Below are 14,184 nucleotides of genomic sequence, written 5' to 3'. Positions count from 1 at the left end.
TTTAATGTGTGGTCGAATATCATTAAAGATACTGAAATTCAGCTACTTGACCTATTTTATTGAGCTAAACTTTGTTAACTAACTCATTTATTTTCAACGGATTGAATAAAAATTTAACGAAGTATTAATATATATTATTTTTCGATAACTTCGAGATCATTTAAGATCTTGATTGCTTTCTCTTTTCCAAGCTCAGCGCATTTAACAAGCGCCTCATAAGCGGAGAGCTTACGTCCGCCATTAATTCCCGCATTACGCAGGATTAGTAAAAATTGAGTTTTGGAAATTTCCTCTCCTTTGTAAATGTAAGTAGTCATGTCCATAACGCAGAATTGTTACTGTTGCCACCAGCTCTATTATTATTACATCGCAAATATAAGCACAAAATTATTTGTTACCAAATAACGTAACAAGAATATTTGTGTTATTAACAACAATTAACTATATTAGATTGACGACTGTTCTGTTTTTAAATAAATCGACCCGTTTGTCAGAAAAAACACGGGGGTTATAATCTCTCAACTGTTCCGTTTTTAAATCATTGCCAAATTTGTATTAGAACTTGTTAACATATAACACGGACAATATGATACAATCGACTCTTAGCCAACAATGAACAGTGTGGAATGGTTTGTTTATCTTGCGTTTACGTCAAATAATGATCAAAGTAGCAAAAACGAGCCTATTTTTTTATCTCTTTTGCCGAAAAAGATAAGATATGATAGGATCTATTATTGGAGCAGCGTCATCCCTTGTTAGCGGAATAGCGGGGGGGATAAAGGCGAGGAAGGCCGCTAGAAAAGCGAACGCGGTCCTCGATAAACATGCCAAGGAGAACGAGGAGTGGTTTAACCGTAGGTATAACGAGGATTATACGCAAAGCGCAGAGGCGCAAGCCGCCCTTAACAGGGCAAGGGAACTCGCCGATGAGCAATACAAGAACACTTCCGGGACAGCCGCTGTCGTAGGGGCTACAGACGAGGCTATAGCGCAGGCCAAGAAAGCCGCGAACGAAGTTATATCGGATACGGCCGGATCTATAGCTTCCAACGCCACCGCGCGTAAGGACGCCGTGGAATCACAATACCTTGGCACGAAGAACAATATCAACAACCAAAGGCTATCTATATATAACCAGCAGGCCGCTAACGCCACGCAAGCCGCGAGCCAGGGGTTACAGGCTGGTATGGGACTTGTCGCCGCTGACGCGCAGGCGCATCTTTACAATAGCAAGGGTTTGATCGAGTCTATGTTAAATAAGAAATAAGCCATGTTGACGCTAGAGGAACAATATAACAGGAGACGAACCCCGGTCGTTAAAAGGCCGGAGTTGGCTAACACGCCATTGGTCGAGCCGGAGATAGCGGGAAGCCAGAACCCGGTAGCGGTACAGGACGCGAAAACGGATGCCGCAACACATAATGCGGTGGTTGGTGACGAGCCTCAACTTAACGATTACCAATGGACACAAAGGCTTTATGATACGCTTATCCAAAAGCCGATGAGCCAAGAGGAGGAGGAGCGAAGGAAGCGTGCCGCTTCGGTGGCTACGGGTATCGGGCACCTCGGAAACGTGCTGTCATCGTTCGCTAACCTCGCTTTCGCCGGGGAGGCGCCGTCCCAGAAGATACCTACAGTGGCGGATCCGCAATTGCGATCGTTCTCCGATCGTTTGATGGCCGAGAGACAGAAGTACGCTTCGGGTAAGCTCGCCGCCGCTAATAATGACTACAATAACTATCAAAGGGCATTGCAGCTTTACAGGCAGGATCAGTACCGGAAAGATCAGTATGATCTCGCGAGGGCTAAGTTGATGCAGGACGCCGCGCAATCCGCCATAAAGAATGACAGGGAGGATCGGAAGTTGATGCAGGAAGCCGATTATAAAAAGAAAGATCTTGCCATAAAGCAGGCGAATCTATACAGCCTTAAAAAGTATCGAGAGGCTAAGGCTAATGGATCATCCGGATCTGATAAGTCTATCGATATTATAGGCGAGAATGGTAGGCGTTTCCACCTTTCCGGAAAGGACAAGGAAGGTATTATAGCTTATATGTATAAGAGGATGTTGGAGTATGCCGAGAAGCATCCGAATGAAGTTGAAATATCTGATATAGGATGGGCGTTGGGTGAGGGAGGAGACCAAAAGACAAAGCAGGCTGCAATCGTAATGAGCAATATCCAAAATTTCCCGGAATTGTACGATGATTTCGATAAGGTGATAGCAGGGATACCTTTCAAGGAGTCGGATGTAGATGTAGAGGATTATCATCCTCCAATGGCACCTCAGACAGAATCTGATGATAATGTCATAAAATGGAAACCTCCCACGCTACCTGACAACAAGAAAAAGTAGATAACGTGATTTATTATCTATATAAGCAACTTAATAAGAAATATCCTAAAAATAACTATTGATATGCCAATATTTGAGTACGAAGGCAAGAAATATGATGTTGAGGATCGCTACATGGGTGATTTTTCAAAGTCTTTCCCGGACGCTACTTCCATATTCGAGAAAGATAATAAGAGATATAGAGTTAAGGCCTCCGATTACGGATCGTTCATGGACTATTATAATCAAGATAATGATAGCGTATCACGCGAGGATGTGAGCAATGGAGATACGGACTATGTATCGCTATCGAGCGTGAACCCTCCTCCTGTCGCGTTAAGGGAAGAGGTTGAGGTACCTATGAAGGATCAATCTGAATATGTTAATCCTTGGACTAACTCACCTGATTATAATTTCGAGTCCTTGCGTAAGAAAGGAAAGATTGAGACCTCTAATCCTACGCCTCCATCCGAATATGAGAAGGATTCTTCTTTTATGAATACTTGGGCTGGAGACGCTATACAGAAGATGGGCGCTGGATTAGCCGATCTTGGAGCCGGTATATCTGGAGTACTGGATAAGGCCTCAAAAGGGTTGGAATACGCTACCGGAGGAGCGTTATCTCATGGAGGAGCGTTCAAGGATGTATCTGATAGGTTAAATGCTGACGCGGAGTTCTTGCGGGCAAGATCAAATAGGTATAAAGGTAAGGACTTTACCGATTTGTGGAAGGAAGGGAATTACATGGGAGCTATAGGTGATATAGCCTTGCAGGGCGTAGAGTCTCTTCCTATGTCAATAGGGGCTATGGCGGCAGCGATGGCAGGAGCTCCAGCGGCCGGACTGGCTGGTATAGGCTCGATAGTGGCAAGCCAGAAATATGATGAGCTTGACAAGGATAACCCGAACATGGGAGAGTTCGCCAAGGTATCTAACGCTATTCTTACCGGTACCGCGGAATCCTTGTCTGAGGTGTTTGGCGCTGGCGTATCCAAGGCTTGGATGTCAACCTTATTCAAGACGTTAGGCAAGGAAAAGGCGAAAGAGGCTGTCAAGCGTGGCATAATGGGTAAGATGCAAGAGTTCTATAAAAAATTCGGTATGTTTTTCGAGCCTGTGAATGAGGGTATCGAAGAGGTATCTTCCACGCTGGCCGAGAATGTCACGGATAAGATAACAGGCGCGGATCCGGAAAGGGACTTGACAGATGGCGTATTGCGTAGTTTTGTATATGGTATGGGAGGAGGCGCTTATTTTACGGGTGCCGGAGCGTTGGCTAAAGGCGCGCGATACGCAGCGGATAAAATAGGAGGAGAACAGGATCAGCGGACTATAACGGATCCAAATGTTACAGATCAAGGGGTGGACGCTCCGCCTACATTCACTAAGTCAAGGTTCGCTGAGGCTATCGACAAAGGGCGTGGGATGACAGATCCCGGTGAGATAAGGATGGCTAACAGTACGATGCTTGATAAAAGGGCGTCATTGTCCGCGATCGACCCCAATCTCGCTGACCGGATAGAGGACTATGTGGATGACGGTGCCGGTGAGGCGCAGGTAATGAGCCTGCTTGACGGGGTAAGCGATGACGCCAGACGGTTGGCGGAGGATTTTTACGCGGATTACCTGATGGTGTACGGGCTTAAGGAACGTGTAAACGATGATATATATAATAATGTATCAGCGTACGTGGACGAGAACATAACGCCTTATGCCATGTATAACCCGGACGGTAGTCTTATCGTGACTACGGCTAAGCTTAGCATGGGTAAAGAGGATATACCCGTACACGTAAGGAGCATACAGGGAGATAATGCCGTTGTATCGTATAACGGTAAAGACATGATGGTGTCCGCTAAAAGGCTTAGCGATATTGTCGAGCAAGACGCCGAGGAGATGGAGCGCTCTTTCAAGGATCAAATGTTGTCGGAACGTATGACTGAGCTTGACATGGCGATGAACCATAATCCGAAGACGAAATTACCAAAGCCGGGGTTGATAATATGGAACGGTGATAAAGCCTTTATCATTCAAGGGCAAGACGAGAACGGTGATTGGATAGCCCAGCCAGCGGCCTATGATAAAGCTACCGGGCAGGTGACGGCCAAGAATGGATCTTCACCGGCTATGCCTATAACAGAGAAAGAGATTCTTGATCTTCAAGATGCCATGTACGACGTTCAAGACGCTGCTAATAACGATCGTGATACTACAGGAGGTATGGAGACGCTTACACCTGATAACTCGACTGTAGGTCAAATCGATGGGACAGGAGTTAATCCCATGGAACGGGTCGAAGGTGTAGAGAATACCGTTAGTCCGATTTCTTCCGCTCCCGTTGAGACGAAACAAGTCGAACCCGGTATAACTGTTGGCGATGGCGGACAAGCGAATGAAGTCAAATCCTCACCTATCGTAAGCAGGGAGGACGGTACGCCGGATTTCGTGGCCTCCGGTGTTGATAACACGTTGGACTTCCTGTATGATAAATACGGTGATAAGATGCCAAGGAAGATCGAAGTGACGAGAAAGTCGTTCGAGAAGGATCTGAAAAAGGCTTCCGATAAACTTGTCAAGGCGCAAGAGGCGTACGATGACGCTCCTATCGGAAAAGAGGATAAGGCGGAGGCCGAATTGACAAAAGCCCGACAAGAATATGACGCTATCAAGGTAGAGGCTGATTTCTGGGCTGAGCTTGATGATGGTATCAAGGAGGACAGCAGTAAACCGGTTGATACCATAGCAAAGGAGGAGATCCCCGATATGAATCCGATGAACGGGGAGGAGCTTGCCGCTATGATGCTTGCTAACGGATCGATCAAATTGACACGTGACAGTTACAAGAAAGAGTTGGGAGCGGGCAATGAAGAGTCTAAAAAGATGTTCGGACTGTTCGCGTCTCCACAAAAAGGAGGCGTAAGCATAGAGAGGGCCGGGGAGATATTGGAGCTAGCGGATAAGGAGAACGGGACTAACTTCTTCGATGAGAATGACCCTAACGCCGGAAGGGACGCTATCATAGAGGTATTGTCCTCCGCTCGTACGCGTGGTGACCTGATCCATTATATAAGGCTTAGACGTGAGGCCACAGCCGAGCGTGAGAGACAGGCCGAGTATAACGCTTACGCCGAGTGGTGCGAGGAGAACTATCATATGTCACCGGAGGAATACGAGGCGTATGGGGAAGACTTTATCAAACAGTACGATATTGCCACTGATGAAGCGATAAATCATGTTAATGGCGAGATCGCTGACGAAATACAGGTGATAATTAATGAAGAAAGTGAAATAGATGCTATCTTAGCGAGAAAAAACGAATCGAATGAAGAGATTGAACGAAATGACAAAGGAGGAACTGGCGGCTTGCGCGAAGGAGGCGATCAGGTATTGCCGGGAGAACAACCTATACAGACCGGGGGAACTGAAGGAATTGATCAAGGATACACGGAAGTTTATACCAATATCGATCGCTCGGATGGAGCTGCACAAGAAGGCTCACCCGAAGGGATAAAACCTATAGGGAAAGGGGTATTTGGTAACATATACGACCAATTCAAGGGAAAGGTAAAAGAAGCGTTCGATTTCTTGGTTAATCACAAGGAAGGAGATCTTCTAGGCGTATTTCATAGAGACGGTATTGGTAGTATAGATCTTGTATGGGGTAATGATAATGGAGGTCTCAAACACATCATAAAGAGGCATATTGAGGAACAAAATGATTTTTCTGATGTATCTGAGATCCAATCGGCCATAAATGACGCTATATCTAACGGTGATATAGTTCGTGAGAATGAAGACAAGATCGTATTACAGACTGATAGATATAAAGTATCTATAAATAAACAATACCGTGATGAAAATGGTAACGTTATTGAAAGGAAGAACTGGGTTGTAACAGCATTTGATAAGACTAATAAAAAAGGGAAGAAGAAAAATACCCCGTCAAGAGAAACTTTAACAACTCCTTCCTCTAACCTTAATAAGGCTGATGGGGTGACTTTACCATCAAACGGAGGTATTTCAACTGACAAAGGTAAAGTATCCTCTTCTGAAAAACAAGAGAAAGGGGCTAAATCATTTGTATTACCTTCACCAAAGGAGAACGAGAACCCACTGGACTATGCCGAGCGCATAGTGGAGGCCAAGAGATTACACGATGAGAAGCTAAAGGAAAGCGATACCTATAAAGCTAATGATACTGATAATTATAGTATTGTACCCTCCCAATATACTACCAAGAAAGGGAAAGTACTTGATATGCGGCTATTGAGGTTCGGCAATGAGTTGTCGAAGGAACAGCAGCGTGCCGCCAAAGAGATAGCCAAGGCTGAAAAAGGCTGGTATGACAGGGAGCAGCGAGGATTCATGATGCGTAGCGATGAAAGCGCTAGGAGATTGGCTGATGCCATTCTTAACGATGCCGATGCCATAAGCGACGCGCAACCTATTTCTCTCGAGGACACACGCAGGGTCTTAGAGCCTCAAAAGGTAAATGTGGAAACCCTTATTGGTGATCTCAACGATAAGGGTAAGGCTAAATTGAGCGATCATATCGTTAACCCGAGCGGCAACCGCCTTGTTACAGATGAGCGGTACGCGGAACTGCGTGAGCGCATGCGCAAGAAACTAGGCGGCCAGATGAATATGGGTATCGATCCTGAGATACTGGCTATAGGTACTGAGATGGCGGTTTATCATATAGAGAAAGGATTGCGTAAGTTCTCGGATTACTCAAAGGCTATGATCGATGATCTAGGCGACGCCATACGACCGTATCTTAAAGCTTTCTACAATGGAGCGAGGGATTTGCCGGAAGTAGGAGAGAACGGATTGGATAAGGATATGACCACTTATGAGGATGTCCGTTCGTTTGACGTAGCTAATTTTGATAAGCCCGTACCGGATATAATGGAGACGGCCGAGACCGTTGTCAAAGAGACTGAGATCGCGGGACAAGCGAGCGAGGCTGAGAAAAAAATAAAAAATAGCCGGAAAAAGCGAACGGGGAACAAAGACAAAACGTTACCTTCGCGTGGTAACGATTTATTCAATCCTAATAATATTAAAGACAATGAGCAAGGAAATTCAAGAGCGGATCAAGGCGTGGGAAGAGAAGCACGGCAAGAGGATCGAGGACCTGAACGGGGAGGAGAAATTGGAGGCGTGCATGGAAGTGATGTGCCTGACACGGAGAGAGGCAGAGGAATACATGTCGGCGATGGCGACAAGAAGCCTGTTGTAAGGAATCAAAACAATTTCAGTTTCACGGATAAAGGGATTGAGATCCCATCCGGTGATATATCCAAGTTAAAAGCCAATATCGAGGCGATAGAAACGCTGAAAGAAGTAGAGGACGGACAAGGGAAACCTACCCCGGAACAACAATCCAAGATGTCAAGGTACGTTGGATGGGGAGGTTTGTCCGAAGCCTTGAACGAGGGCAAATACAACGTTCGTGATAACAATTGGTATAAGGACCGGAATTGGAATGATAAGTATCTACGCTATTACGAGAGACTAAAATCCTTATTAAGTAAAGAGGAGTTCGACAGTGCCGTCCGTTCCACGACAACCTCTCATTATACCCCGTCCGAGGTGGTGGAAAGCTTATGGGGAATAACGGAGAGACTTGGATTCAAGGGTGGCAATATCAGTGAGCCGGCCATGGGTATAGGCAACATAATCGGTATGATGCCAAGGTCTATATCCGAGAACTCAAATATAAGCGGGTTTGAGATAGATAGTTTGTCCGGTCGTATGGCGAAGGCCTTATATCCTGACGCTAATATAAAGGTGCAGGGATACGAGAAATCGTTTTCACCGAGATCGAAGGACTTGGTTATAACGAACGTCCCATTCGGGAAAAACGCTCCATATGATAAGGTCTTAGATAGGCAATTCAGGAAAAAACTTGGTTCATCTTATAATCTCCATAATTATTTTATCCTAAAGGGGCTTCTGGAATTGAAAGAAGGTGGTCTCGGCGTATTCGTAACCTCCTCGGCCACGATGGACGGTGCAGATAGTAAGTTCCGCGAGTACGTGAGCGGGAACGGTTATGACCTTGTAGGAGCTATCCGATTGCCTAATGACGCTTTCCAGAAAGGGGCTGGCACGAGTGTAACAGCTGATATCGTTATATTCCGTAAAAGAAAGAATGGGGAGCCTTCGAATGGGATAGGGTTCGTTACAACTACGCAGATAGGCGAGGGTACCTATATGGAAAACGGTGATAAAAGGAGCAAGCCTATCATGGTGAACGAGTATTTCGCCAATCATCCCGATATGATGTTAGGTGATATGATGACCGCTTATGACGCCGGTAGCGGAGGTCTATATAGTGGAGCCTCGCAGACATTGAAAGCCAAGACCGGCGCCGATTTAAGCGAGGAGCTATTTAACGCCGTTGATAAACTACCGAGGAATATCCTATCGGGTGTCGTGGAGACCAAAGACCCGGATGTCGTGGGTGGCTCAACCTTGAAAGATGGTACTATCACCGTTAAGAATGGCGATGTCTTTGTTTTAGATGGAGAGTCGTTAAAACCGATTAAGGCGGATCCTACGTTCGTCCATAACGGGAAGACCCGGAAAATAGCTGACGCGGTAAATGATTACAATGATATAAAGAGAAGCCTATACGATCTTATCCATGATGAGCAGACAAAGGGTGTTGACCCCGAGCCAGCGAGGAAAAGGCTGAACAAATTATATGACGATTTCGTGTCCAAATATGGGACACTTAACAGGAACAAGGCGTTGGATGATATTTTCGCCGAGGATGTCGAGCATGGATTGCCATTGTCTTTGGAGACCGTGAAGAGGGTACCTTCCTCGACCGGTAAATCCATGGTATGGGAAGTATCGAAAGCGGATGGTATCTTGAATAAGCGTGTAAGTTATCCATTCGAGATGCCGACAAAAGCGGATAATGTATCGGATGCCGTCAATATAAGCAAGTCATATAAAGGCAATATTGATATACCTTATATCTCGGAGATAACGGGTATGGATGAGGCGAGCGTGACAAACGAGATACTAGAGAAGGGAATCGCTTATAGGGATCCTGTTACCGGGAATATAGTAGACAAGAGCGAATATCTATCCGGAAACGTAAAAGATAAGTTGGTTGAGGCTAGGGCGGCATTGGAAGATCATCCGGAGTTCCGGAAAAACGTGGATGACCTTGAATCCGTACAGCCGGAACGTATACCCTATGGTGAGATAAGTTATCGACTTGGGACTACGTGGATCCCGTCTGAGTTCATAAATGATTTCGCTGATAACGTACTGGGCATATCCTACGCCAACGCTAATTTTATCCCGGAGATCGGTGAGTATATTCTTGATAAGGGGGCGTTCATATCCGATTACGCTAAAGCCGGTCAATTCAATACCCAGCGAATGGATGTCATAGACGTGTTCAAGGCCGCTCTTAACCAACGTAAGCCAAAGGTCTATGACGAGATTAAATATTATGAGGACGGTAAGCAGAGAACGAGAAAGGTCGTAAACGAGCAGGAGACACAGGCCGTCGCCGAGAAGATATCCGACATGTCCGATAAGTTCGTTGAGTATATTGACTCTAAGACGATGTTCCATGGTCGTATCGAGGACGTGTATAATGATAGATATAACAACTATGTGCTAAAAAAGTATGACAAACCGTTCTTTGAGCATTATCCTAACGCCAATAAGGATATAACGCTTATGGATCACCAGAGCAAGGCGGTTCAACGTTGTCTGTCCGAGAGTACGTTACTCGCTCACCAAGTCGGTACGGGAAAGACCTTTACAATGATTACTTCCGCCATGGAGATGAGAAGGCTAGGTATAGCGAGGAAACCCATGATCGTCGTACAAAACGCTACGCTTGAGGATTTCGTACGTGACTTTTATAAACTGTATCCTTCCGCTAAGATCCTATCCCCTACAAAGGAGGAGCGTAACGCTGATAATAGGATAAGGCTGTTCAACCTTATAGCTACCGGTGATTTTGACGCCATAGTCGTACCGCAGTCGTTCATGTCGTTTATACCGGATAGCGAGGAGAGGAAAAAGGCATATATCCAAAAGCGAATAGCCGCTTTTGAGGAGGCTATCGTTCGCATAGAGGACAAGGCTCTACAGGATAGGTTGAGAAGGGAGGCCAAAAGTATGCGTGATTCCTTGGAAGGTACAAAGAAAGGGAAAAACGTAAAGGACAAGGCAAAGACAGCGGAGACTATCACGGCCAAGACTGAGCGTGTCCTTGACAGACGTACTGATAACGTAATGACGTTTGAGCAAATGGGTGTTGACGCCTTGTTCATTGACGAGGCGCATAATTACAAGAAGATCGGGTTCCCAAGTAAGATGTCGAACGTTAAAGGTGTCGATACGGGCGCGTCGCAAAGGGCTAATAGCATGTTGCTGAAAGCCCAATGGGTATCCGAGAATAATGGTGGCCGAAACGTGGTTCTCGCTACCGGGACACCTATCACCAATACGATGGCCGAGGTATGGACCATGATGAATTTCGTGTCACCCGATATACTTGACGCGTATAATATAAATAGCTTTGACGAGTTCGCCACCACTTTCGGGACGGTTGAGCCTTCATTGGAGTTTACCGCTACCGGTAATTTTAAGATAGCTGAGAGGTTCAAGAGTTATACGAATGTGCCAGAGCTTATAAAAGCGTTCAGGAGCCATACGGACGTTGTGTTGACGGAGGATGTCAAGGAGTTCAAGGAAGACAAGAATATCCCTAAGTTGAAAGACGATAAGATTACGAATGTCATTGTCGAGAAGAACGAGGACTTGGAGGATGTCATGCAAACACTTATCAAGGAACTAGAGGATTATAACAAATTGAATGGGAAAGAGAAGAAGGATAAGAGCGCGCTACCCTTGGTCGTGTTCAGTAAGGCTAAGCAGGCTGCTATTGACCTTCGTTTGCTTAATCCGGCATTCCCCGACAACCCCGATAGCAAGACAAACAAGGTAGTCGATAACGTATTGAGATTATACAAGGAGAGCGATAAGGATAAAGGCACGCAACTTATATTCTGCGATAGTTATCAATCCCCTTCCGAGACCCCGAAAATGGATTTATTCGATGTCGATCTATCCGTTCCCCAGTTTAATTTGTACAACGACATAAAGGAGAAGCTTATCAAGGGAGGTATCCCGTCTGATCAGATAGCTATCGTTGGCAACTATGAGGGAGAAAGGAGAAACGCCTTGTTCGATAAGGTACGTAATGGGGATGTACGCGTTCTTATAGGTAGCACCGAGAAAATGGGAGTGGGTGTCAACGTGCAAGATCGCCTATTCGCCTTGCATCATATTGACGCACCGATCCGGCCTATGGATTTTGAACAACGTAACGGCCGTATATTAAGACAAGGTAACTTGTACGCCACATGGGATAAACCGGTGAACATCGTCACATATGGGGTTAAAGGTACGCTTGACGCTACCGCCTATGACAGGCTTCGCATAAAACAAAACTTCATCAACCAGATGATGAAGGGCGATATATCGTCCCGTGTCATGGAGGAGCAAGACGATAGCGATCCGTCCGGGATGACATTTAGCGAGATGGCGGCTACGTTATCAGGAGATAAGACCGCGCAACTGCTGTTTGTGGCACAGAACAAGCTGAAGAAGTTGCAAAACTCAAGGAGGAGCGATCTTAACAGTAAGTCTTCCATGCGTGACTCTATATCTAACTCAAAACTTAGGATACGAGAATACAACAGCCGGAAGGATATCATGGAAAGGAACGCCAATATCGTAAAAGAGGGCTTCCCTGATGGGGTTGAGTCCGTTACTGTTAAAGGAAGTACTTTCAGGGAGGGTATATCGAATGAGCTTACACCCATTATTGAGGATTACTATGATAGATATACGCTTGACAGGAACACCCCTCCTCTGAAAATCGGTCTCAACGGAGGAAAAGGGGAGGCGATCGTGCATTTCAATGAAGGTATGATGGTCTATAGCTTATATTTAGGAAAGGAAAAACTGGTTGATAACCGTGATTTTAGCGGCGGCAGGGGTTTGATGGCTAGCATAGACAGGCAGTTGGGGATTCCGGCTAAATCCGTCTCGGATATATCCGATAAAATAAAGGCGGAGGAAAACAAGATAGCGGGATTAGAGGAAGCCGTTAAGAAACCGTGGGGAAAAGAGGATGAACTTAGCGCGGCTCAGGCGGAGGTTAATGATCTCCAGAGACAATTGGCCGAGAAAGCTAAAGCTAATGATGCTCAGACAGAATCAACTCTTGGCGTTGATGGCACTTCGGTAAAAGAGGAAGGGGAGACCCGGTTCCGGTTCTTTGGGGTAGATACGACCAATGATCAGGATAATGTAAGTTCCATTGAGTCATCAATCAACGATTTGTCTGATAAGCTTGGTGTCAAGGTGTCGATCATACGTGATACCAATGATATAACTGATGCTAACGATAGGTTGCGGGCACGTAAGAGAGGGTCGAAGGGATGGTATCAGGACGGTGAGGTGTTTATCGTGTTGCCGAACGCATCATCGGTAAATGACGCTGTGGCGACCTATCTGCATGAGGTTGTAGCTCACCACGGTTTACGCGAGTTGTTCGGGGATGATTTCGACACGTTCCTTGATAACGTGTACCGGAACGCTGACGATGGTATCCGTAAGAGAATAATGGAAATGGCTAAAGGTGATCCAGCGAACCTTCGTGAGGCTACGGAGGAATACCTTGCCGGGTTGGCCGAGCGCGGTTTCGATAACAAGGCCGAGCGATCGTTATGGGAGAAGATAAAGGACGCCTTTCTTGATATGTTAAGGAAGTCCGGTATCACGCTTGATATAAAGTTGTCCGATAATGACCTACGTTATATCCTTTGGAGGAGCTATAGGAATCTTGAACAAGGCAACCTGATGGACATGGCCGAGGATGTTGTCATGAGAGACAGGTTATCCATAGGCGACAAATCCGTTTATAGGGATGGTGACGTTATGCCTTCCGATATACGTGGCAAGCTCTATGAGGCTAAGCGTATGGACAGGGAGAACGATGAGAAGAAGTCACGTATCGATAAGTTACGCGATAGCGAACCGGTTAACATCGATTTCAATGGTGAGTATGAGCTGAACAGAGATAGCGCCAAACAATGGATGAAAGATAATATCAGGGGTGAATACGTTAATTCTGATACCGGTGACAGGATAACCATAAGCAAGACAGGAGCTAATAAGGTTACATCACATGGTGAGAGGGAAGAAGAGCATCTTAAATCCATATCGTCAATACCTTCTCTTATCGAGAACTCTATATTTATTGATGAATATGAGAATGATAAAGGTAACGATAAGTATGACAGTTATCGTTATTATGTATGCGGCGCTAAAATAAACGGTGAGGATTATACTGTTAAGATCGTTGTAGGTGTGAAAGGAGACTATAAATACTACGATCACAGGCTTACTCAAATAGAAAAAGGCAATCTGATAAACGACCTTAACGGAATGGCAAAATCCGTAGCCGACGATCAGAATGCCTTATCTGGAGTCAAAGATAAGAAGTTGTTGTCAATTCTCCAAACGAACGACCAAGAAAACGCAAGGAAAATATATGAAGCGACCGGATGGAGGAAAGACGGTAACGGTGATTGGGTTTATGACAAGAATAATTTAAACGAGGATAACAATGGATCAAACGAGGGAGATATTGTCATGAGAGACAGGTTATCCATAGGCGACAAATCCGTTTATAGGGATGGTGACGTTATGCCTTCCGATATACGTGGCAAGCTCTATGAGGCTAAGCGTATGGACAGGGAGAACGATGAGAAGAAGTCACGTATCGATAAGTTACG

At 45.5% G+C, this 14,184-nt stretch carries 3 protein-coding genes and 1 pseudogene; 3 read left to right on the top strand and 1 reads right to left on the bottom strand.

Going from position 1 to position 14,184, the window contains the following annotated elements; translation table 11 throughout:
• Nucleotides 1-134 precede the first annotated feature (134 nt).
• Complete coding sequence (locus G7Y39_RS12405; protein ID WP_165157766.1) at nucleotides 135-323, bottom strand: hypothetical protein; 189 nt, start codon at nucleotides 321-323, stop codon at nucleotides 135-137.
• 395 nt (nucleotides 324-718) lie between these two features.
• Between G7Y39_RS12405 and G7Y39_RS12400 the strand changes: the two genes are divergently transcribed.
• From G7Y39_RS12400 to G7Y39_RS12390, 3 genes and pseudogenes are all read left to right on the top strand, one after another.
• On the top strand, nucleotides 719-1,267 hold the full coding sequence (locus G7Y39_RS12400) for a hypothetical protein (RefSeq protein ID WP_165157765.1): 549 nt from the start codon (nucleotides 719-721) through the stop codon (nucleotides 1,265-1,267).
• Nucleotides 1,268-1,270: 3 nt separating this feature from the next.
• A complete protein-coding gene (locus G7Y39_RS12395; protein WP_165157764.1) occupies nucleotides 1,271-2,356 on the top strand; it encodes a hypothetical protein in 1,086 nt (361 codons plus the stop codon).
• A 63-nt stretch (nucleotides 2,357-2,419) separates the two neighbouring features.
• A pseudogene (locus G7Y39_RS12390) lies at nucleotides 2,420-14,184 on the top strand (SNF2-related protein); the annotation flags it as partial.

The organism is Parabacteroides sp. ZJ-118 (assembly GCF_011038785.1).
Classification (GTDB): Bacteria; Bacteroidota; Bacteroidia; order Bacteroidales; family Tannerellaceae; genus Parabacteroides.
Note: the sequence above shows the minus strand (reverse complement) of the source record. Positions and strands in the feature narration are given on the sequence as shown.